The sequence below is a fragment of the Neisseria sp. genome (assembly GCF_030523955.1).
Taxonomy (GTDB): domain Bacteria; phylum Pseudomonadota; class Gammaproteobacteria; order Burkholderiales; family Neisseriaceae; genus Neisseria.
In genome coordinates, this window is record NZ_JAUNHL010000012.1 from 36,026 (window position 1) to 58,439 (window position 22,414).

Below are 22,414 nucleotides of genomic sequence, written 5' to 3' on the forward strand. Positions count from 1 at the left end.
TTTGATTTAAATCAACCAATCGAATTAAAAGTCAAAAATTTCATTGTTCGATGATTAAAATAAGTTAATCTAACAATAAAATTGTGATGAAAATAATTTTTTGGCCGATTCACTGGATAAAAAGTGAAATCACAAACCAAACCTCATAACGGAGCAATAAAATATGACACTCTTACATTGGACCGCTGATTTGGAGTTGGGTATTGAAGAGATCGATCGGCAGCACCAACAACTGGTGGAGTGCATCAATGATTTGCATGAGGCTCATCATAACCACAACCGCGAAGCAGTGGGCTCGGCGCTGGATGCTTTAATCCAATACACTGTCGAGCATTTTGCTTACGAAGAAGAAATTTTGCGCCAGAGTGACTACCCTTTGTTGACTGCGCATGCGCGGGTTCATCAACATTTTGTCGATAAGGTTAATACATTCAAGGGCCGCTTCAATAATGGCGACGACATCGGGCAGGAATTGCTGGATTTGATGGAAGGTTGGCTATTTATGCACATCCGTCGCAATGATCACGGCTATGCAGAGCATGTGAAAAGATCGATTCTGGATTCATAAAGACTAAATAAGTTTTCAGACAGGCATTTCGTTGTTGGTGTTGCTCGCCATGAAGCTAATGATCATTCCTACCCATAATGCCCCTGCCGTATGTCGAATACGGCGGGGCATGGTTTTTTTATGTATGAAGGATATGAAATTCAGCCGGCCCGGAAGTTGATTTGCTCCGCAGCGATAAATAACGGAAAAGTTTTTGATAACTTAATAATAAATGCTATCAAATAGACATAATAAGTTTAACAGGCTATTTTGATTGGCAATCATTAATATCATCAATTTGAAATCCGGCGGGTTTCTGAGAAATTATCTAGATGCTTTTTCAAGAAATTTGATATTTAATTTTGACAAACGCTTAAAAAAATTCAACAATATCGGCGCGTAAACGTACCGATAACAGAGCGTTACACAAACTGACAATTTACAAATAGCAAGCGAAGCATGGGTTTGCGCAATCGTTTGCAGAAAACCTCATAAATAATAGGAGAACTACATGTTAGCCATTTTCGGCCTGCTGATCGTTACCGGTTTTATGGTATTGATCATGACCAAAAAAGCCCCGCCGTTTACCTCGCTGGTGTTGGTGCCGCTGGTTATCGGCACGGTAACCGGCCTGATGAACCAATATGGTTACACCGCCTTAGAGATTCCCAAATTCGCCATTGCCGGCATGATCAGCAATGCCGATCTGAAAATCAACGGGGTGGCGGGCACGGCGATTATGTTGTTGTTTGCCATCCTCTATTTCGGCCTGATGCTCAGCGCCGGGCTGTTTACGCCGGTGGTGAATTTTATCCTGCGTACCATTAAGGGCGACCCGCTCAAAGTGATGTTGGGTACCGCTTTGCTGGCACTGGCGGTATCGGTGGACGGCGACGGCTCGACCACTACCTTGGTGGTGTGTTCCGCCATGATTCCGGTATACCGCAAGTTGAATATGAAAATGATGGACTTGGCGGTGATTCTGATTTTGTCCAATTCCATTATGAACCTGCTTCCTTGGGGCGGCCCGACCGCACGTATTATCGCGGCCTTGAAAGTAGACGAGGGTGAATTGCTGCGCCTGATTATCCCGGGCATGATTCTGGCATCGATTTGGGTGCTCATCATCGCGGTGATTCGCGGCTTGGCCGAGCGTAAACGCTTAGGCATCCAAAACCTCAGCAAAGAAGATATTGAAGCGGTGATTGCCGAGCAATATCAGGAAGATGCCGATTTGGCACGCCCGAAACTGGTATGGTTCAATTTCCTGCTGACGGCCGTTATCATGATCCAGCTGATTTTCGGCGGCACTTGGATTTTCCCGAAAGTACACGCCGCTCTGATTTTTGCGGTCGGCTTGGCGATTGCTTTGACGGTGAACTACCACCGTCCGGCAGACCAGCGCCGTATTATTGAGAAATATGGTTCTTCTGCCGTGCAAGTGATTTTCATGGTATTGGCCGCCGGTGTGTTTATGGGTATTCTCGCCGGTACCGGTATGAGCGAGGCGATGGGGCATGCACTGGCCACTTGGGTACCGGAAAGTTTCGGTTCGCACTGGCCCTTGGTGGTGGCGCTGGTGTCGGTTCCGGGTACTTTCGTGTTGAGCAACGATGCTTTCTATCTGGGCGTATTGCCGGTGTTGAACCAAGTCGGCATCCAACAAGGCTTCAGTGCGATGGATATTGCGGTGGCCTCCACCGCCGGCCAGGCTTTCCACCTGCTCAGCCCGCTGGTCGGCTTTATCTATCTGCTGCTTAACCTGACAGGTGTTGATATGGGCAGATGGCAGATTCAGTCGGCCAAATGGGGCATCGGTGTGTTTCTGATGTTTTTGGTCGGCATGTTTGCAATCAGCGGCGTGCCTTTGTAAGCGCTTGATAAAATGAACAATGCCTGTCTGAAAATATTTTTCAGACAGGCATTGTTCATAGTGGATTTGATTACTTTGATACAAGGCAGCAGAGCCGTAGCGAAAGTTATAGCGGATTAACTTAACTTTCGCGAAGGCTCTGTTGCGCCTTGCCGTACTACTTGTACTGTCTGCGGCTTGCTGCCTTGTACTGAAGTAATTAAATCCGCTATAAGTTAATCCTTTATAGATTGTTGAAATTCAAAGACACCTGGATCATGCTTGAATAAAATGTTTTTTATTAAACAAATACTGAAACTGAAAAAAAGCCTGTCTGAAAAGTTTTCAGACAGGCTTTTTTCACAGCAGTTATCTTGGTCGGAAACTTATGTTGCTCATAAGAGAGAACACCTTGGCTATGGCTGAGTTGGCGGCAGGCCTTCCGGATTGGCCAGCCAGCCGGCCGGTTCGCCGTCGCTGTAAAATTCCTGTTTCCAAATCGGTACTTCGGCTTTTACGGTATCGATGATAAAGCGGCAGGCAGCGAATGCGGCGTCGCGGTGGCCGGCCGTTACGCCCACCCATACCGCCATATCGCCGATTTCCAGCCGGCCGTAACGGTGTACGCAAACGGCTTCTTCAATCGCAAATTGCCGTTTGGCGGCGGCAATCACAGCGGCCCCTTGCTTCAATGCCAGCTCGGGATAGGTGCTGTAGATCAAATAATCGACGCGGCGTCCTTCGTTCTGGCGGCGTACCCAGCCTTCAAACGAAGCGTAAGCGCCGCATTGTTCGTTGTTCAGCAGCGACTGGCGCAGCAGGGCGGAATCAATGGCTTGTTCGGTGATGTCAAACACGGTTCAACCTCCGGCAACGGGCGGAATAAAAGCCACAATGTCTTGATCGGCCAGCGGCGTGTCCCACGGGCAAAAGCTGTGGTTAACGGCGGCGCGCAAACGGCTTTGCGGCAGGGTGAGGGCATGGCGTTCGGCCAAAAGGGCATACAGTGCGGCGGCATCCAAGGGCGCCGCCAGCTCGATTTCTTCTTGCTCGCGGCCGGCCTGTTCGCGCAGGGCGGCGAAGTAAAGTACGGTCAGTTTAACGGTTGAACTCATGCTTGCCTCCAGATTTGTGCGAAAGTTCGATGTCGGTGATGCGGATGTCGTGGCTGAGCGCCTTGGTCATGTCGTATACCGTCAGCGCGGCCACCGAAACGGCGCTCAAGGCTTCCATTTCCACGCCGGTTTTGTGGCTGACGGCGACTTCGGCGCGGATGGCGAGGCTGTGGTCCTCGTCGCGGTATTCGAAATCGAGCTTGCAGCGCTCCAACATCATCGGATGGCACAAGGGAATCATCTGTGCGGTGTTTTTGGCGGCCATGATGCCGGCCAACCGCGCCACCTCGGTGATGGTGCCTTTGGCGGTTTGCCCGTGGCTTTGCTGGATAGCGGCGTAAACGTCGGCCGGAAAACGCACGCGGCCGGTTGCGACGGCCACGCGGCGGGTGGTTTCTTTTTCTCCGACATCAACCATGCTGCTGCGGCCGGATTCGTCTAAATGACTGAGTGACATCGTCGCTCCCATTCGGTTAGCGCCCGTTGGAATTCTTCGGGCGTATTGAAGTTGGTGAAATACTGCCAGTCGGCCGGCATGGCTACGCTTTGCTGCGCTTCACCTGCCAGAAACGGCATCACCCGCCGGTGGCCGGCAGCCAGATAATCGTGCAAACGGCAAGCCAAACCTGCCGACCAGTGCGCCAGCAGAGGGTGGCTGCGCATCTTGCCGTCAGCATCTTCCGCATCGGCCAATGCCACCCAACCCTGTTGCCAAGCGCGGGTGTGTTCGGCGGTTTTCAGACAGGCAATCAATTGCAGCGGCGGAATCAGGGTGTCGCACGACATGACGTAAATGCCGTCATAGCCTTCTGCGGCGGCCAGCTGCAGCGCCGGCAGAATGGCGCTTAATGCGCCTTCACGCCCGGCCAGAGCGTCATCCAGATAACGTACGCTATCCGTTTGCGGATAACGGTTGCCGGCGGCGGCCAGCCACACCGGACGATGAGGCTGCACTGCCGCCACTTGGCGGGCAATCAGGCTGAGGCCGCGGCAGTTCAGCAGCGGCTTCGGGCTGCCCATTCTGCTGCTGAGCCCGCCGCACAGAATCAGCAGCGGCTCGGGTGGCTTGGGCTTCAAACGGCAGACCAGCTGTTAAAAACGCGGGTAAATCCGCAGGAATTGATGCGCGGGTCGAGCTGGGGCGCGATGATTTTGCTCCAAGCGGTGCGGCAGGCGCCGGTGGATCCGGGCAGACAGAATACCAGCGTGCGGTTGGAAATACCGGCGATCGCACGCGACTGGATGGTGGACATGCCGATTTCTTCATAGGAAATGGCGCGGAACAGTTCGCCGAAGCCGGGAATATCGCGGTCGAACAGCACGCTTACCGCATCGGGGGTGACGTCGCGCGGAAACATGCCGGTACCACCGGTAATCAGCACCACGTCAATCGCCGGATCGGCAATGGCGGTGGCGACGCGGGCGCGGATATCGTACAGCTCGTCGCGGCACAAATCGCGCGAGGCGAGGCGGTGTTCACCCTCAACCACGGCTTGCGCAAGGTAATCGCCGCTGCCGTCTTCGCGGCTGCTGCGGGTATCGGTAACGGTTAGGATATGGATGTTGAGCGGACGGAAGTCCGGAGCTTGGGACATGGGTTAACCTCCAATCATGGACAGATCGCGGATCAGTCCGACGTTTTTCTGATGCAGGAAATGGTGTTCGGGTTTGTCGGCGATTACGCTGAACAGGTATTGGCGTAAGCCTTCGCGATCGCCCTGAGCCAAGTAGGGGCGCAGGTTGTAAGCGATGCCGCCGAATAAGCATAAATGCATATTGCCTTGCGCGCTCACCCGCAGGCGGTTGCAGCTGTTGCAGAAATCTTTGCTGTACGGTGCGATAAAACCGATGCTGCCGGCAAAATCGGGATGACGGTATTCACGGGCGGGGCCGGCATAGGCTTCGCGCGGCAGCAGCTGCCAACCTTGGGCGGCCAGCTCGGCTTCGATGGCTGTGGCGGAGAGGTGCTGCTGTTGGAAATACCCCAGATTGTTGCCGGTTTGCATCAATTCGATGAAACGCAAGGTTACCGGACGCTCGCGTACGAAGCGCATGGCATCGGGTACGGTGCGGTCGGCATAACGGCCCAGTAGCAGGGTATTGATTTTTACCGAGGAAAAACCGCTTGCCAGTATGCCGTCGATCGCGCGGATGATGTTGTGGTATTCGCGTTTGCCGGTGATTTCGAAAAAGGTATCGGCGTTGAAACTGTCGATGCTGATGTTGAGTTTGTCCAACCCGGCGGCGCGGTAGGCGGGAAACAGCTTGGCCAGTTTGAAGGCATTGGTGGTCAATGCTACATGCTCGATGCCGGGCTGTGCTTTGCACACGGCAATGATGTCGGCCAAATCGCGGCGCAGTGTGGCTTCGCCGCCGGTTACGCGGATTTTGCGGGTGCCGGCGGCGGCGAATACCGATACCAGCGTTTCGATTTCAGACAGGCTCAGTTCGTCGGGTTTGGCTTTGCCCTGATAACCGTCGGGCAGGCAGTAGCTGCAACGGTAATTGCACAAATCGGTTACCGACAGGCGCAGATAACTGAGCCGGCGGCCGAAAGGATCGGTTAACGGCGCGCTATTCATAGGAAGGCCTCGGTAAACGGTTGCACCAACACGGTTGCTCCGGCGGGCAGCGGGCCGCTTTCTGATGGCAACACCAGATAGGCGTTGGCACGGCTGACGCCTAATACGCGGTGCGAATCTTGTTCGCCGGCGGGTTCGGCCAACCAGTTGCCCGCTTCGTCGCGGCGGATGAGGGCGCGCTGCATATCGGCGCGGCCCGGCGATTTTTTCACCGGCTGGGTGAGAATGGCGCTAAAGCGCAGCGGTTCGGGAACAGGGTCGGCTCCTGCCAGCGACCACAACGCAGGTTTCAGAAAGATGTCGAAGCCGGCGAAACCGGATACTGGGTTACCGGGCAAACCGAAATACCAGCAGCTTTCAGACAGGCTGCCGAATACGAAAGGCTTGCCCGGTTTCATGGCGACTTTGTAATGATGGATGGTGCCGATATGGTCGACCGCGTCGCGCAGATAGTCGTAATCGCCGACCGAAACGCCGCCGGAGGTGATGATAACGTCGGCTTGCGCCGCAGCTTGGGTGAGCAGCGCTTCGAGTTGGCCGGGATCGTCGGGGGCCTGCCCCAGATCAATGGTATCTACCGGGAGGCGGGATAAGCGCGCCAGCAAGGTGTGGCGGTTGCTGTCGTAGATTTGTTCGGGGGAGGTAAGCGGGGTACCCGGTTCGCGTAATTCGTCGCCGGTGGAAAGCACGGCGACTGTTATTTTGCGCCATACCGGTATGGCGTGAAAGCCCAGTGCGGCCAACAACATGATATCCGCATCACGCAAAATGCGTCCGGCGGATAAAACGGTATCGCCGGATGCGACTTCTTCGCCGGCACGGCGGATGTTGCTGCCCTCGGCGGTGTCTTGGGTAACGGTGAGTATGCCCTCGCCGGATTCGGTGTTTTCCTGCATCACCACGCAGCGGCAGCCGTCGGGCACCACGGCGCCGGTCATGATGCGTATGCAGCCGTCGGCGGGGATATCGCCGCTGAAAGCGTGTCCGGCGGCGGATTCGCCGATGATGCGCCAGCGGCTGCCGGCGCGGGCGGCTGCCGGCAGGGCGTAGCCGTCCATTGCAGAGACATCGGCGGCGGGAATGTTGATGCCGGCTTGAATATCTCGAGCCAGTACACGGTTGTTTGCCTGTAATAGCGCGATATTTTCGCGCTCGGGTGTGCGGCGGCGGGCAGACAGGGTGTCGGCAATCAGCTGTTGCAGCTCGGTAACGGAGATAAGCGCCATGACGCCTCCTTCTTCAAGATGTGTACGCTTTCAGACAGGCATTTGAAAAACGTAACAAACGGGGTTGGTGTGTGTAAAGTTGGTTTTTGTTGTGTTGTGGCAATCAAAACAGTCGTAACTTGCCTGTACGGTTTTCGGCCTTGCCGCTTGTTTTGTTCTTATTTTGGGTAGTATTGATTAAGCGGTTTTGGCTCGTTATGCCATTATAGGGATGCGGCGGGGGGTGTGCAATGCTGCAAAAGCAGGTCGGCAGGGGTGGAAAGTATCAATCGGTCTAGTACTTTTGACGGAAGTTGGTGGGTGGATGGAAAAGGGGTTCGGGGATGCAGTGGAAGAAAAAGCAGATACTCGAGCCAAGCCCGAGTATGACGGAATAGGGCGCATTAACTTAACTTTCGCGAAGGCTCTGCTGCGCCAAAGCTCAAAGAGGATGATTTTGTCAGCCGCTAAAGTGGCAACAGAATCAGCTCCGTACTACTTGCACTGTTCTGCGGCTGCCTCGTGTCGAAAATGTGTGAATCCGTTATATAAGTAAGTTTCGGATTAAAAACATTTTTTTTCGTATTTCTAAAACAGATAAGGTTGGTGTGCGCTTATCTGGCTGCGGTTTTGTATGTTTAACACTTGCTTGGTGATGATTTGGAGCCTTTGCAAAAACCTCCTTGCTCCCGAGTATGCAACAGGTTTGAAAATGCCGAAGGCAAGGTTGCCAAGGCTTCGGTTTATGGCATGCCCCGATTTGCTCTAGCCGCTTTGCGCTAAAGCATTACAGGCCAAGTGTTACGTTGGTCATGCTCAGCGATTTTCCGACGATTTCGTCGCTGGAAAAAGCGGGGGTTTCTTCCGCCGATTGTACGCCGGCGATATACAGCAGCGGCCAGAAATGCTCGGGTGTGGGCGCGGCTTGATGCAAAAACGGCGGATAGGCGGCATCGTTGGTGAGCGCCGCGCTATCGCCTTCGGCTAGCCAACGGTTAACTAATGAGCGTGTTTGTTCGGCCCATTCGTAAGCGTTTTTCGAGTTTTCGGCATGCCGCCGGTCGAACGCGCGCAGGTTGTGCACGATGTTGCCGCTGGCAACAATCAATACGCCTTGCTCCCGCAACGGGGCGAGTGATTGGCCCAGCTTGAAATGCTCGCGGGCGTTAAAACGGGCGTTTAAGCTCAGCTGCACCACCGGAATGTCGGCTTGGGGGAACAGATGTTTCAATACGCCCCAAGTGCCGTGATCCAATCCCCAAGCCTGATCGGCCGCAATCCGGTATTGCGGCAGCATGGCTTGGATTTCGGCGGCCAATTCGGGATTGCCGGGCGCGGGATATTGGACGTCAAACAATGCTTGCGGAAAGCCGCCGAAATCGTGAAGGGTGCGTGGCTGTTCCATGGCGGTAACGGCTACGCCGTCGGTTACCCAGTGGGCGGAAACGGCGAGGATGGCGCGGATTTGCCGGCCGTATTCTGCACGCAATTGCTTGCCGATAGCCTGCCAAGTGCGGCTGTAGGGCGTATCTTCAATAGCGTTCATCGGGCTGCCGTGGCCGAGAAAAAGGGCGGGGAGTTTCATGAGTGATTTCATCGCCGGGATTAACCTGGTAAGACTGCCGGCGCTGCCTTTCTGTTTTCGAATATCCATGGCGGCAGTATATTCGTGTATTTAATGGGCAATAAAGATGTGTTTTATGGATTGTATGTTTCTTTATGGGAAACTTAATGGTTGCGGGCTGCCGGTAATGCTTGTCTGAAAAAAGCCGGGTAACTTGGGGGCTTGGCAAAATTCCGTCTACATTTTAAAGATTCGGCGCCATACTTAGGGTCTGAGACCTTTGCAAAAAAACTTTTTAATCCTGAATTTATTGATATCTCGTCATACTCGGGCTTGACCCGAGTATGACGAAACGCAAACTGCCGGTAATGTTTTTGAATTTTGCAAAGGTATAGCAGATTAACTTAACTTTCGCTACGGCGTTGCTGCACCTTAGCTCAAAGAGAACGATTTTGTAAGCCGCTAAAGCGGCAACAGAATCGGTTCCGTACTACTTGTACTGTCTGCGGCTTGCTGCCTTGTATCGAAAATTAATTAAATCTGCTATAGAGATTGGTTGGGGCAACAGATTTTTCAGACAGGCATCCGAAATAATGAAATGCCTGTCTGAAAATGTTTTTCAGACAGGCATGTTTTTTGCTTGTTTGGGTTTAATCAAACAGATCGCGCAATTTGTCGGTAAACGATTTGTCGCGCGATTTGCCGCTTGGGCGGGAGGAGCCGGTGGAGATGCGCTCGAACTCTTCCAGCAATTCTTTCTGGCGGTCGGTGAGGTTCACCGGGGTTTCGACCAGTACGTGGCAATATAAATCGCCGGTGGCGCTGGAGCGCAATGATTTGATTCCCTTGCCTTTTATCCGCATGCGGCGGCCGGTTTGGGTTTCTTTCGGAATGGTGAGCTTAACTTTGCCTTCCAAGGTCGGCACTTCGACTTCGCCGCCCAGCGCTGCGGTGGCAAAGCTGATCGGCAGTTCGCAATGCAGGTCTAAACCGTTTCGCTCGAAGGTTTTGTGCGCTTTAACGTGTACCACAACATACAAGTCGCCGCTGGGTGCGCCGTGTTGGCCCGGCTCGCCTTCGCCGGAAAGGCGGATGCGTTGGCCGTCGTCGATACCGGCGGGGATGTTGACTTCCACCGTTTTGGTGGTTTTTACCCGGCCTTCGCCGCGGCAGGAAGTGCAAGGTTCTTTGATTTCTTTGCCGCTGCCGTGGCAGGTCGGGCAGGTTTGTTGCAGTTGGAAAATCGCTTGGCGCACGTGGATGGTACCGGAGCCGCCGCAAGTGTGACAGGTGGAGACGGAAGTGCCGGGTTTGGCGCCGGAGCCGTGGCAGACATCGCATTCTTTGTAAGTGGGAATGGTAATGCGCTTTTTCAGGCCGGCCGCCGCTTCTTCCAGCGTAATTTCCACTGCATATTGCAAATCGGCACCTTGGTAGCTTTGTTGACGGCCGCCGCCGGCGGCTCCGCCGAACATCTGGCTGAAAATATCGCTGAAATCGAAGCCGGCGCCGCCGCCGAAACCACCGCCGAAGCCGCCGCCCATGTTGGGATCGACACCGGCGTGGCCGTATTGGTCGTAAGCGGCTTTTTTCTGCGGATCGGAAAGAATGGCGTAGGCGTTTTGGATTTCTTTGAATTTTTCCACCGCCTCTTCGTTATTGGGATTGCGGTCGGGGTGGTATTTCATGGCCAGTTTGCGAAAGGCTTTTTTGATTTCGTCTTCGCTGGCGCTGCGGGGAACGCCGAGGATTTCGTAAAAATCTTTATTGCTCATGGTATCGGAATAATGTGGTTTGAATAAAATGAAGAATGCGGCTGAAGTATGGGCGGATGGCGGAAATTAAAAGAGGGGAGACGTAAAATTATACGGGGGGCGATAATGGGTGGAAATTTTTATGATATGCCTGTCTGAAAAGGTTTTAAGTTGAAAAAATGTTTTCAGACAGGCAAAGTGAATCATTAATGGCCTAATGATGAGAGCGGAGGGGGCTTGGTTACCGCCGCCGGCAAGCGGGAGGCTGCCGTATCGGTTGTTTTGGGTTCCGCCGGCCCGGCTGCGGGTTGTTGCCAGTTAAGTAGCAGTTGCTGTAAGGCTTGCGGGTCTTCATGTCCGTTATCGATGGCGGCTTGCAGCCAGCGGCAGGCAGTATCATTATTCTGTTGGACGCCGTATCCGTGATGGTAGAGACAGGCGAGATTGTATTGTGCTTTGGTGTCGCCTTGCTGCGCTGCTTGTTCAAACCAGTGGGCGGCACGCGCGGGATCTTTTTTGACGCCTTGGCCATTGTAATACATGATGCCAAGATTGGTTTGTGCCTTGGCGTGGTGGTGTACGGCGGCTTGTTGGTAGAGGCGTAGTGCTTCGGCGTAGTCTTGACGGCAGCCCAAGCCGTAATGGCGGGCGAATGCAGATTGGTATAGCTCTTCGTTGCGTTTGTGATAGGCGATGGTGGCGGCGCTGTGTTGGCTGTCAACGGCTTTGGAGGGTTTAAGTGCATCGGCCAGCAGCAATTTCTGGCGTGAGGCAATATCGCCGTGCTTGGCGGCGCGCCGGTAGTAACTCTGCGCCAGATCGGTATCGGCTTCTACACCCATGCCGTATTGATAAATGTCGCCGAGCAGGCGTAAAGCTTCGGGATGGTTGTGGCGTGCGGCGGAGCTGGCGTGGTTGAGAGCCGCTGCCTGGTTGCGTTCCATGTATTTCCCGGTCAGGTAGAACTTGGCCAGCATGGCATGTGCTTCGGTGTTGTGTTGTTGGGCGGCGTGTTGCAACCAACGGATGGCTTCGGCAATCTGCTGGTTATCAGCCAAGGGATCTTCCAACAACAATCGGGCGTATTCGCTTTGTGCGCCGGTAATGCCTCCTTTGGCGGCAATTTGAAAGTGGTAACGGGCCTTGATATGGCTGGCTTCTACGCCTTGCCCGTAAAGGTATTGGTTGGCCAGTTGCCAGTGGGCGGCCGTAAGTCCTTGCTCGGCTGCTTGGCGGTATAGCTCGTGCGCCGCCAATAGGTTCGGATGCGGGCTGTTTTGGTGATAATGCGCCAGAAAATATTGTGCGTGAGGGTGTTGTTGGGCGGCGGCTTTTTTGGCCCAATACAGTGCTTGCTTGGTATCGTTCTGATGGGAGAAGTGATTCATCAGGCGGATCTGGGCGGCCAAAAAACCCGCTTCACCCAGTTCCCGGTAGTGTGGCAGCAACTCTGCTAATGCAATATCGTTGTTGCCTTCGCGCAGCAGCAGTAAATTATAACGCGCGGCCAGATGCCCTGAGTCGGCCGCCTGTTTGAGCCAATATGTTGCTTGGCTGATTTGAGTGGGCGTGCCTAGACCGTAAACATAGCAGCCGCCAAGTTGGAAGGCTGCCTCGGCATATCCGGCCTGGGCAGCTTCTTGTAACAGGGGGATGGCTTCCTTGTATTTGGGCGGTTTGCTGCGGAGAAGGTTTAATGCCTGTCTGAAAGCAAGAAGAGCGGATTCGTTCATGATGTAATGTTTAAAGTTCGTTATGTTAATGTTATTAATAACCGGAAGTTATGTAATAGAGCCGGCCGCCGGTTTCGGCCGGTTATTTGATTAACGGATATCTAAAGGCGGAAAGGATTTGACCGCTTCGTCTACCGCCTTGATGCGTACAAGAAAATCTTCTAACAGCGAAAGCGGCAGGGCGCTGGGGCCGTCGCATTTGGCTTCATCTGGGTTGGCATGGCTCTCTAAAAAGAGGCCTGCCAAACCGGTTGCCATACCTGCCAAAGCTAAATCCAGTACCTGCTGGCGGCGGCCGCCGGAGGCTTTGCCTAAGGGGTCTCGCTGTTGTAAGGAATGGGTAACGTCGAAAATCACCGGCAACCCGCCGTTGTTTTTTTTCATTACGCCGAAACCCAGCATATCGACCACCAGATTGTCATAGCCGAACTGGCTGCCGCGTTCGCATAAAATAATTTGGTCGTTACCGCTTTCTTTAAATTTTTCCACGATGTTGCCCATTTGCTGCGGGCTGAGGAATTGCGGTTTTTTCACGTTGATAACTTTGCCGGTGCGCGCCATGGCCACCACCAAATCGGTTTGCCGGGCAAGAAAGGCGGGCAATTGCAAAATATCCGCCACTTCGGCTACCGGTTGGCATTGGTAGGGTTCGTGTACATCGGTAATCACCGGAACCTTGAATTCACGTTTGACGGTTTCGAAAATTTTCAGACCTTCATCCAAACCCACGCCACGGAAGGAATGGATGGAGGAGCGGTTAGCTTTATCAAACGAGGCCTTGAAAATATAGGGTATTTTCAGCTTATCGGTTACCTGGACATAGTGTTCGCAGGCTCTTAGGGTGGAATCCAAATCTTCCAATACATTGATGCCGCCGAACAAAGTGAACGGCGCTTGATTATCGAGGTGGATGTTATTGATTTGCATGATTAAACTTTCTGGCTGGAAACAAAATGCCTCGGGGCGGAGATAGGGCTGCTAACCAACCTGTAATGATAATTGACGACAATGGAATAACGAAGGATTTAACCATCCTTTACGCAGTATTGCGATAAAAATGGTTAGCAAAAGTAACAAAAACCTGCGGGTTATTTTAAGTTAGATTGTGTTGGCGAAATGAAGATAAGACAATCCATTTTCGCTGCTGATGTTGCTTGAGTGATATTTCCGCTAAATTAATTAAGCGATGCCAAGTCACCGAGCGATGCACAGCCAAAAAAGCTTTTCAGACAGGCATCAGAGCTTGCTATAATCCGAATTTGATTTTGCAAACATAACTGTATACAAGCAGACATTGAATGCCTGTCTGAAAAAGGATTTTACCCATGGCAAAACCCAAAGGCGGCCTTGGCCGCGGACTCGATTCCCTTATTTCCAACAATATCGGTGACAGCGCCAACGATCGTTTGACCATGGTAGCAGTAAACGACATCCAACCCGGGCGTTACCAGCCGCGGGTACAGATGGACGATGCAGCGTTGCAGGAATTGGCCGAATCCATTAAAGCACAAGGCGTTATCCAACCGGTGATCGTGCGCGAACGCGGTTTGTCGCAGTATGAGCTGATTGCCGGCGAGCGCCGCTGGCGGGCCAGCCAATTGGCCGGGCTAAGCGAAATTCCGGTGGTGATTAAAAGTATCAGCGACGAAACCGCGTTGGCCATGGGTTTGATAGAAAACCTGCAGCGCGAAAACCTTAACCCGATTGAAGAAGCACGGGGCCTGAAACGTTTGGCTGACGAGTTTAGCCTCACCCATGAAACCATTGCCAAGGCCGTCGGCAAAAGCCGCAGTGCCATTTCCAACAGCCTGCGCCTGCTGGGTTTGCCCGAACCCGTGCAGGATATGCTCTATCAGCGCCGATTGGAAATGGGGCATGCCCGTGCTTTGTTAACGCTGCCGGTAGTTGATCAACTGATGCTGGCTCAAAAAGCAGTCAAAAACGGTTGGTCGGTGCGAGAAGTGGAGCGTCGCAGCCAAATGTTGAACCAAGGCAAACCCTCCCGTGCCATTAAGCCTATCAATTCCGATATCCGGCGCTTGAACGACGCGCTCACCGATAAATTGGGCGTGAATGCCGAAGTACAAACCCGTAATCAGAAAAAGGGTAGAATCATTTTACATTTCGATAGCCCGGAAACGCTGGAAAACTTATTGCAACAATTGGGCGTAGAACTTGATTGAGTTGCTTAGATATTTAAGCGATGCCTGTCTGAAAGCTTTTCAGACAGGCATTTTCCTTTACCGTAGAGAAAAAGGCAGATTGTGCGGTAAATTTCCTCAAACCGGCTGTTTCATTCTTAATGTGTTGTAGTATCATGTAGTCATTATGTGGAAATCAAAGCAAGGCATGGTAAAATAAAACAAAAAGAGACAGTTGTTTGATTCACAAAGGTTAACATTTGTCTTGACGCTTACGCGCATCTTGATTATAGTAGCCCCGCTTAATCCTGTCTTTGGCCAAAAACCGGCATGAATGTATGAATAAAATAATCTATGCGCAATTGGCGGTATTGGCGGTAACCGTCGTCGTATGTGCACTTATCAGCGGTATCGGCGGTTTTTGGTCTGCGCTGGCCGGAGGGTTGAGCTATTTGCTGCCCTCGGCAGCAGCGGTATTACTTTTAAAGCTTTTCAAACCTTATCCTCAATTGGCAGGAACGGTTTTTTTGGTCGGAGAAGGTTTAAAAGTAGTGCTGGCTTTGGTGTTGATGCTTATCGTATTTGCAGTTTGGCATGAAACACTCCAATTCCTGCCCTTTATCGTAGGGCTGTTGGCCGTCAGCCATTTGGTTTTTTTAGCATTGTTGAGAGTTAGAGACTATGGCAGGTGAATCAATGACTGCTGCCGACTACATCAAGCACCATTTGCAGAGCTTGACGAGTTTGCAGGATGTAACCCAAGGGCAAGGCCTTAAAAATATCGCCGACTTTTCATTTATCAATTTGGATACGGTATTTTTTGCCGTCGTCCTAGGTGTTCTTGGCAGTTTCTTTTTGTGGCGCGGAGCCCAAAAAGCAACCGCAGGCGTACCCGGTCGCTTTCAGGCCGCCGTCGAAATCTTGTTTGAGTTTGTGGATGATATGTGCAAAAGCATCATTCACAATGAACAGTCGCGTAAATTTGTCGCTCCCTTGGGTTTAACCCTGTTTGTCTGGATTTTCCTGATGAACGCAATGGACTTATTACCGGTAGATTTGCTCCCTTTGGGTTGGCAGATGGCTACCGGTGAGCACCACGCTTTGCTGCGTGTCGTACCTACAGCAGACTTAAACACCACTTTGGCAATCGCCATCGGTGTATTGTTGGTGTGTATTTATTACAACGTCAAAATCAAAGGTTTTGGCGGCTGGATGCATGAAATGTTCAGCGCCCCTTTTGGTCCGAAACTTGCTCCCGCCAACTTTATCCTGAATATTGTCGAATTTTTATCAAAAACCGTATCGCACGGCATGCGACTGTTCGGTAATATGTATGCCGGCGAATTGGTTTTCTTGCTGATTGCTTTGTTGGGCGGTGCATGGGCAGTTTCTGGCAGTATCGGTATTTTGGATCCGATTATGTTTGTTTTCCATATCTTGGCTGGTATGGTATGGGCGATTTTCCATATTTTGGTGATTACCCTGCAAGCATTTATTTTCATGGCCTTGGCATTCGTCTATATCGGCCAAGCACATGATGCGCACTAAAAAATTAAGTAGTTTGATTTAATCCGTAGTTTTTTTAAACGTAGTTTTGACCTTTGTTTTCTTTAAGGAGTTATAAAAATGGGTTTGATTGCTATCGCATGTGGTTTGATTGTTGCTTTGGGCGCACTGGGCGCTTCTATCGGCATCGCCATGGTTGGTTCTAAATATCTGGAATCTTCCGCCCGCCAGCCTGAATTGATTGGTCCGCTGCAAACCAAACTGTTCTTGATCGCTGGTCTGATTGACGCTGCGTTCCTGATCGGTGTGGCCATCGCTCTGTTGTTTGCCTTTGTTAACCCGTTTGCAGGCTAATCCGAACAGAAACTGTTTCGATACAAATGAAACACCGTTTGTCTGATTAACCCTAATACGAAGGTTAAGTAAAGTGAATATTAATGCAACCTTATTTGCGCAGTTAATCGTCTTTTTCGGTTTGGTATGGTTTACCATGAAGTTCGTGTGGCCTCCAATCGCAAAAGCGTTAGACGAGCGTGCCGACAAAATCGCTGAGGGTTTGGCAGCAGCTGAACGTGGCAAAAGTGATTTTGAGCAGGCAGAAAAGAAAGTTGCAGAACTCTTGTCTGAAGGCCGCAATCAAGTATCAGAAATGATTACCAATGCGGAAAAACGTGCAGCACAGATTGTCGAAGAGGCTAAAGACCAGGCAACTACCGAGGCTGCTCGTATCACAGCACAAGCCAAAGCAGATGTGGAACAAGAAGCTAATCGCGCCCGCGAAGCTTTGCGTGAACAAGTCGCTGTTTTGGCAGTAAAAGGTGCGGAAGCAATTTTGCGTCGCGAAGTGAATGAAGCGCAACACGCCCAATTGTTAAGTAACCTGAAACAGGAGCTGTAATCTTATGGCAGAGTTCGCAACCATTGCCAGACCGTATGCGAAAGCATTATTCGAACTGGCAGAAGAGAAAAATCACATTAAATCTTGGTTGGGCGGACTGAAAGAGTTAGCATGGTCTGTGCAGCAGCCCCAAGTTGCCGCATTGGTTGAAAACACTGAAACCGACAGCAAGTACAAAGCCGATGCTTTGATCGGCTTGCTGGGTGATTCTGAAGCCATGAAGAGCGAAACGTTCCGTAATTTCGTTTATGTGGTAGCGGAAGGAAAGCGATTGCAGGTGTTACCTGAAATCTATGCTCAATACCAAGATTTAGCTTTATCACGCGATAACGCCAAAAAAGCGGTTATTTACAGTGCTTACGAATTTGCCGGAGAAGGGCAAAAAGCCAAAATCGTTAGTGATTTGGAGCAGCACTTCAATAGTCGTTTAGATGCTACTTTTAAAGTGGATCCGTCCTTAATCGGCGGTTTCAAGGTGGAAGTGGGTGATCAAGTATTGGATCTGTCTGTACAGGCTAAATTACAAAAGCTGTACACGGCAATGACAAATTAGGAGAGTTTTCATGCAGCTTAATCCTGCTGAAATCAGCGATTTGCTGAAAGCCAAAATCGAGAGCTTGAATACCAAACAGGAATTGCGTACCCGCGGTACTGTGATTTCTGTAACCGATGGTATCGTTCGCGTACACGGCTTATCAGATGTAATGCAAGGTGAGATGCTCGAATTCCCCGGTAACACATTCGGTTTGGCCATGAACTTGGAGCGTGACTCCGTGGGCGCCGTTGTGTTAGGTGAATACGAACATATTAAAGAAGGCGATGAAGTCAAATGTACTGGTCGTATTCTGGAAGTACCTGTTGGTCGAGAACTGGTTGGCCGCGTAGTAAACGCCTTGGGCCAGCCGATTGACGGAAAAGGTCCGATTCATACTGCCAATACTGCACCGATTGAAAAAATTGCCCCGGGCGTAATTGCCCGTCAATCTGTTGACCAGCCGATGCAAACCGGTTTGAAAGCGATTGACTCTATGGTGCCAATTGGCCGTGGTCAGCGTGAATTGATCATTGGCGACCGCCAAACCGGTAAAACAGCAGTAGCATTGGATGCTATTGTTAACCAAAAAGGTACTGGTGTAGTTTGTATTTATGTGGCAGTTGGTCAAAAAGCTTCTTCTATTGCCAACGTAGTACGTAAATTGGAAGAGCACGGCGCATTGGAGCACACTATTGTAGTAGCTGCTACTGCTTCTGAAGCTGCTGCATTGCAATTTATTGCACCGTATTCAGGTTGCACTATGGGAGAATTCTTCCGTGACCGTGGCGAAGATGCTTTGATTGTCTATGATGATTTGTCTAAACAGGCAGTTGCTTACCGTCAGATTTCTTTGTTGCTGCGCCGCCCTCCTGGCCGCGAAGCTTATCCTGGCGACGTATTCTATCTGCACTCTCGTTTGTTGGAACGCGCTGCGCGCATCAATGCCGATGAAGTAGCTAAGTTAACAAATGGTGAAGTAACCGGCAAAACCGGCTCGTTGACTGCATTGCCGATTATCGAAACTCAAGCAGGCGACGTATCAGCTTTCGTACCGACTAACGTTATTTCGATTACTGACGGTCAGATTTTCTTGGAAACCGATTTGTTCAACTCCGGTATCCGTCCTGCAATTAACGCCGGTATTTCGGTATCGCGTGTAGGTGGTGCGGCTCAGACTAAGGTTATCAAGAAACTTGGTGGTGGTATTCGTTTGGCACTGGCTCAATACCGTGAACTTGCTGCGTTCTCGCAATTTGCTTCTGATTTGGACGAAGCTACCCGTAAGCAATTGCAGCATGGTGAAGTGGTAACTGAGTTGATGAAACAGAAACAATTCAGCACTTTGAATACTGCTGAAATGGCTCTCACCCTGTGGGCGATTAATAACGGCTCTTATAGTGATGTGCCTGTTTCTAAAGCTTTGGAGTTTGAAACTGAATTCCGCAACTATGTACGCATTCAGCATGCGAACGTGTTGGCAGAAATTAATGCTTCAGGTGCCATGTCTGATGAAAACGAGCAAACATTAACTGCAGCCATGAAGTCTTTCAAAGCTTCTTACAATTACGCTGCGTAAGAGCGAGATGAAAGGAGTCTGAAATGGCAGTAGGAAAAGAGATTCTCACCAAAATCCGTAGTGTTCAAAATACCCAAAAGATCACTAAAGCGATGCAAATGGTGTCAACCTCTAAAATGCGGAAGACTCAAGATCGGATGCGTTTGGCGCGTCCGTATGCCGACAAAGTGCGTTTGGTTATGCACCACCTGTCGCAAACCCAAGAGACCCACGGCATTCCTTTATTGGAAGAGCATCGCGAGGTGCGCCGTGCAGGTTTTATCTTAATCACTACCGATAAGGGCCTATGTGGCGGTCTGAATGCTAATGTGTTGAAGAAGTTTCTTGCACAGGTTCAGGAATACCAAAATCAAGGTATCGAAGTGGAAGTGGTTTGTTTGGGAAGCAAAGGGTTGGCAGCATGCCAGCGTATCGGTTTGAACGTGATTGGAAGCGTGACTAATTTGGGGGATACCCCGAAAATGGAAATGCTGATCGGTCCATTAACCGAATTGTTCCAGCGCTATAGCAAGCATGAATTGGATATTATCCATTTAGTGTACTCAGGCTTCGTTAATACCATGCGCCAAGAACCGCGTATGGAAGTATTGTTACCGATAGGCCAGACTGTGCTGGATGACAATCAATACGGAGATTACAATTGGGATTATAAATATGAGCCCAATAGTACCGCAGTGTTGGAATATTTGGTCCGCCGTTATTTAGAGTCTGTGGTTTATCAGGCATTATCTGACAATATGGCTTCCGAACAAGCTGCCCGTATGGTAGCGATGAAGGCTGCTACAGATAATGCTGGTAACGCAATCAAAGAGTTGCGTTTGGTATACAACAAATCGCGTCAAGCAGCGATTACCACAGAGTTGTCAGAAATCGTGGCGGGTGCAGCTGCCGTTTAAGGCACTGACCGCCATCACAAAATAGGATACGATAATGAGCCAAGGCAAAATCGTACAGATCATCGGTGCGGTAGTAGACGTGGAATTTCCCCGTGATGCTGTTCCGCACGTATACGATGCGCTGAAATTGGTCGATACCGACCTGACTCTGGAAGTGCAGCAAATTCTAGGTGACGGTGTGGTGCGTACCATTGCAATGGGTAGTTCAGATGGACTGAAACGCAGTATGGCTGTAAGCAATACTGGTTCGCCGATTAGTGTGCCGGTTGGTAAAGCGACTCTGGGTCGCATTATGGATGTGTTGGGCAACCCGGTGGATGAAGCAGGTCCGGTGAATACCGAAACCAAGCTTCCGATTCACCGCGAAGCTCCGAAATTTGATGAGCTTTCTAGTGCGACAGAACTTCTGGAAACGGGTATTAAGGTGATTGACTTGCTGTGCCCGTTTGCCAAGGGCGGTAAAGTAGGTCTGTTTGGTGGTGCGGGTGTAGGTAAAACCGTAAATATGATGGAGTTGATTAACAACATCGCCAAAGCACACAGCGGTTTGTCTGTGTTTGCCGGTGTAGGCGAGCGTACCCGTGAAGGTAACGACTTCTACCACGAGATGAAAGACTCCAACGTATTGGATAAAGTGGCGATGGTTTACGGTCAGATGAACGAACCTCCGGGTAACCGTTTGCGTGTAGCCTTGACCGGTTTGACCATGGCCGAATTCTTCCGCGACGAGAAAGATGAAAACGGTAAAGGCCGCGATGTATTATTCTTCGTGGACAACATCTACCGTTACACTTTGGCCGGTACCGAAGTATCCGCACTGCTGGGCCGTATGCCTTCGGCGGTGGGTTACCAGCCGACATTGGCTGAAGAAATGGGCCGTTTGCAAGAGCGTATTACCTCTACCCAAACCGGTTCTATTACTTCCATTCAAGCCGTATACGTACCAGCGGATGACTTGACCGACCCGTCTCCGGCAACTACTTTTGCGCACTTGGATGCAACCGTAGTATTGAGTCGTGATATTGCTTCTTTGGGTATTTATCCTGCTGTAGATCCGCTGGATTCTACCTCGCGTCAGTTGGATCCGATGGTATTGGGTCAAGAGCATTACGATGTAGCGCGTGGCGTACAGTCTACTCTGCAAAAATACAAAGAATTGCGCGATATCATTGCCATTCTGGGTATGGACGAGCTGTCTGATGAAGACAAATTGACTGTAATGCGTGCGCGTAAAATCCAGCGCTTCCTGTCGCAACCGTTTCACGTAGCTGAAGTGTTTACAGGTTCTCCGGGTAAATACGTTTCTCTGCGTGATACCATTGGTGGCTTTAAAGCTATTCTCTCAGGTGAGTACGACCATTTGCCGGAACAGGCATTCTATATGGTAGGTGGTATCGAAGAAGCTGTTGAGAAAGCGAAAACTTTAAGCTGATAGGAGGCCGGCATGAGTGTCATGCAAGTTGAAGTGGTAAGTAACGAACAACAGATTTTTTCAGGAGAGGCCAGCTTTGTCGTGGTACCGACCCTGTCTGGTGAGCTCGGTATTTATCCGCTACACGAGCCTATTATGAGTTTGGTTCGCCCGGGTGCATTGCGTTTGACTGTGCCCGGGTCTGCAGAAGAAGTATTGGTGGCGATTTCCGGTGGTATTTTAGAGGTTTTGCCTCATAAAATTACCATCTTGGCCGACGTGGCAGTGCGAAGCGCCGAGATGGATGCCGCACGGGCAGAGGAAGCCAAGAAAGCAGCCGAAGCCAGGATTTCCCAAGCAACCGACAAAGAGTCGTTAGCTAAAGCACATGCGGCTTTGGCAGCGGCGATTGCACAGCTTAAAACGCTGGACTATATTCGCGCTCACAAAAACAAATAATCTTTTCAAGATTAATAAAAGCACGGTCTAAGCCGTGCTTTTTTGTTGGTGAAATTCTTGTAAGTATTGTGTTATGAATGATTGGCTTAACTTTGGCGAAAAATCTGCTGCGCCTTAGCTCAAAGAGAGGGATTTTGTAAGTCACTAAAGCGGCAACAGAATCGGTTGGGTACTAACTTGTACTGTCTGTGGCTTGTTGCCTTGTATCGAAAATGTGTGAATTCGGGCGTAAGGGACAAAATGGGTGCTAAAAATCCTTGAAAGCCTTTTTTGCAAAGGTCTCAGCCTGAAACGGAATTTGGATTACCTGTTTACTTTCGAGCAGTTTGCCGAATTGAATATTCCTCAAACAAGCAATTTGCTTGAGGGTCGCTTTAGCGATATGAAGCGGAAATTGCGCTGCCATCAAGGCATGAAAAAAGATAATAAGATTAGATTTATTAAAGATTATTTCTCTATTCGGCAGCCTGAATAGCACCCAAAATGTCCCTTAGAGAGATGCTACTCCAAAATAGCACTCATTTTGTCCCTTACGCCTGAATTCGCTATAAAGCGTGTAGTCAGAAAGCATTACGGCGGTATTTGGGCTTGAATTGACAATCTAAGTGCAACAAATGCGAAGAGGTGCCCATAAAGCAGT

At 50.7% G+C, this 22,414-nt stretch carries 23 protein-coding genes; 12 read left to right on the forward strand and 11 right to left on the reverse strand.

Going from position 1 to position 22,414, the window contains the following annotated elements:
* The first annotated feature begins 163 nt into the window (after positions 1-163).
* Together Q4C79_RS03940 and Q4C79_RS03945 are read left to right on the forward strand one after the other, a co-directional pair.
* Complete coding sequence (locus Q4C79_RS03940; protein ID WP_303089731.1) at positions 164-568, forward strand: bacteriohemerythrin; 405 nt, start codon at positions 164-166, stop codon at positions 566-568.
* A gap of 490 nt (positions 569-1,058) precedes the next feature.
* Complete coding sequence (locus Q4C79_RS03945) at positions 1,059-2,420, forward strand: CitMHS family transporter (RefSeq protein ID WP_303089732.1); 1,362 nt, start codon at positions 1,059-1,061, stop codon at positions 2,418-2,420.
* 395 nt (positions 2,421-2,815) lie between these two features.
* On the opposite strand, the gene Q4C79_RS03950 is transcribed toward Q4C79_RS03945, so the two are convergent.
* The 11 genes from Q4C79_RS03950 to kdsA all read right to left on the reverse strand — a co-directional run bounded on the left by Q4C79_RS03950 (position 2,816) and on the right by kdsA (position 13,279).
* On the reverse strand, positions 2,816-3,256 hold the full coding sequence (locus Q4C79_RS03950; protein ID WP_303089733.1) for a molybdenum cofactor biosynthesis protein MoaE: 441 nt from the start codon (positions 3,254-3,256) through the stop codon (positions 2,816-2,818).
* Between the two features lie 3 nt (positions 3,257-3,259).
* Positions 3,260-3,514: a molybdopterin converting factor subunit 1 gene (gene moaD / locus Q4C79_RS03955; RefSeq protein ID WP_303089734.1), complete on the reverse strand. Its 255-nt coding sequence runs from the start codon at positions 3,512-3,514 to the stop codon at positions 3,260-3,262.
* Positions 3,498-3,971: a cyclic pyranopterin monophosphate synthase MoaC gene (gene moaC / locus Q4C79_RS03960; RefSeq protein ID WP_303089735.1), complete on the reverse strand. Its 474-nt coding sequence runs from the start codon at positions 3,969-3,971 to the stop codon at positions 3,498-3,500. The genes moaD and moaC overlap by 17 nt, the downstream gene beginning before the upstream one ends.
* Positions 3,953-4,591 (reverse strand): molybdenum cofactor guanylyltransferase, encoded by a 639-nt coding sequence (locus tag Q4C79_RS03965; RefSeq protein ID WP_303089736.1) that lies wholly within the window; start codon positions 4,589-4,591, stop codon positions 3,953-3,955. Before Q4C79_RS03965 ends, moaC begins: the two co-directional genes overlap by 19 nt.
* Positions 4,588-5,109: a molybdenum cofactor biosynthesis protein B gene (gene moaB, locus Q4C79_RS03970; protein WP_303089737.1), complete on the reverse strand. Its 522-nt coding sequence runs from the start codon at positions 5,107-5,109 to the stop codon at positions 4,588-4,590. Before moaB ends, Q4C79_RS03965 begins: the two co-directional genes overlap by 4 nt.
* A 3-nt stretch (positions 5,110-5,112) precedes the next feature.
* Positions 5,113-6,096, reverse strand: a complete 984-nt coding sequence (gene moaA / locus Q4C79_RS03975) for a GTP 3',8-cyclase MoaA (RefSeq protein ID WP_303089738.1) — start codon at positions 6,094-6,096, stop codon at positions 5,113-5,115.
* On the reverse strand, positions 6,093-7,322 hold the full coding sequence (gene glp, locus Q4C79_RS03980) for a gephyrin-like molybdotransferase Glp (protein ID WP_303089739.1): 1,230 nt from the start codon (positions 7,320-7,322) through the stop codon (positions 6,093-6,095). Before glp ends, moaA begins: the two co-directional genes overlap by 4 nt.
* Positions 7,323-8,088: 766 nt before the next feature.
* Positions 8,089-8,886 carry a 4,5-DOPA dioxygenase extradiol gene (gene ygiD, locus Q4C79_RS03985; protein WP_303089740.1) on the reverse strand — a complete coding sequence of 266 codons (798 nt, stop codon included), beginning with the start codon at positions 8,884-8,886 and terminating at the stop codon, positions 8,089-8,091.
* 629 nt (positions 8,887-9,515) lie between these two features.
* Positions 9,516-10,640 (reverse strand): molecular chaperone DnaJ, encoded by a 1,125-nt coding sequence (dnaJ, locus tag Q4C79_RS03990; RefSeq protein WP_303089741.1) that lies wholly within the window; start codon positions 10,638-10,640, stop codon positions 9,516-9,518.
* Between the two features lie 185 nt (positions 10,641-10,825).
* On the reverse strand, positions 10,826-12,352 hold the full coding sequence (locus tag Q4C79_RS03995) for an SEL1-like repeat protein (protein WP_303089742.1): 1,527 nt from the start codon (positions 12,350-12,352) through the stop codon (positions 10,826-10,828).
* A gap of 90 nt (positions 12,353-12,442) precedes the next feature.
* Entirely contained in the window at positions 12,443-13,279 is an 837-nt protein-coding gene (gene kdsA / locus Q4C79_RS04000) for a 3-deoxy-8-phosphooctulonate synthase (protein WP_303089743.1), read from the reverse strand.
* 398 nt (positions 13,280-13,677) lie between these two features.
* Between kdsA and Q4C79_RS04005 the strand changes: the two genes are divergently transcribed.
* The 10 genes from Q4C79_RS04005 (at position 13,678) to Q4C79_RS04050 (ending at position 21,774) form a co-directional block, all read left to right on the forward strand.
* Positions 13,678-14,535, forward strand: a complete 858-nt coding sequence (locus Q4C79_RS04005) for a ParB/RepB/Spo0J family partition protein (RefSeq protein WP_303089744.1) — start codon at positions 13,678-13,680, stop codon at positions 14,533-14,535.
* Between the two features lie 296 nt (positions 14,536-14,831).
* A complete protein-coding gene (locus tag Q4C79_RS04010; RefSeq protein ID WP_303089745.1) occupies positions 14,832-15,185 on the forward strand; it encodes an ATP synthase subunit I in 354 nt (117 codons plus the stop codon).
* Positions 15,175-16,041 carry a F0F1 ATP synthase subunit A gene (gene atpB, locus Q4C79_RS04015; RefSeq protein WP_303089746.1) on the forward strand — a complete coding sequence of 289 codons (867 nt, stop codon included), beginning with the start codon at positions 15,175-15,177 and terminating at the stop codon, positions 16,039-16,041. The genes Q4C79_RS04010 and atpB overlap by 11 nt, the downstream gene beginning before the upstream one ends.
* Positions 16,042-16,119: 78 nt before the next feature.
* On the forward strand, positions 16,120-16,353 hold the full coding sequence (gene atpE, locus Q4C79_RS04020; protein ID WP_004284425.1) for a F0F1 ATP synthase subunit C: 234 nt from the start codon (positions 16,120-16,122) through the stop codon (positions 16,351-16,353).
* 73 nt (positions 16,354-16,426) lie between these two features.
* Positions 16,427-16,897 carry a F0F1 ATP synthase subunit B gene (locus Q4C79_RS04025; protein WP_303089747.1) on the forward strand — a complete coding sequence of 157 codons (471 nt, stop codon included), beginning with the start codon at positions 16,427-16,429 and terminating at the stop codon, positions 16,895-16,897.
* 4 nt (positions 16,898-16,901) lie between these two features.
* Positions 16,902-17,450 (forward strand): F0F1 ATP synthase subunit delta, encoded by a 549-nt coding sequence (locus tag Q4C79_RS04030; protein WP_303089748.1) that lies wholly within the window; start codon positions 16,902-16,904, stop codon positions 17,448-17,450.
* Positions 17,451-17,460: 10 nt separating this feature from the next.
* A complete protein-coding gene (atpA, locus tag Q4C79_RS04035; protein WP_303089749.1) occupies positions 17,461-19,008 on the forward strand; it encodes a F0F1 ATP synthase subunit alpha in 1,548 nt (515 codons plus the stop codon).
* A gap of 23 nt (positions 19,009-19,031) precedes the next feature.
* Positions 19,032-19,904, forward strand: coding sequence for a F0F1 ATP synthase subunit gamma (gene atpG, locus Q4C79_RS04040; RefSeq protein ID WP_303089750.1), 873 nt, complete (start codon positions 19,032-19,034; stop codon positions 19,902-19,904).
* Positions 19,905-19,938: 34 nt separating this feature from the next.
* Positions 19,939-21,336, forward strand: a complete 1,398-nt coding sequence (gene atpD, locus Q4C79_RS04045) for a F0F1 ATP synthase subunit beta (protein WP_303089751.1) — start codon at positions 19,939-19,941, stop codon at positions 21,334-21,336.
* 12 nt (positions 21,337-21,348) lie between these two features.
* Entirely contained in the window at positions 21,349-21,774 is a 426-nt protein-coding gene (locus Q4C79_RS04050) for a F0F1 ATP synthase subunit epsilon (protein WP_303089752.1), read from the forward strand.
* The last annotated feature ends 640 nt before the right edge of the window (positions 21,775-22,414 follow it).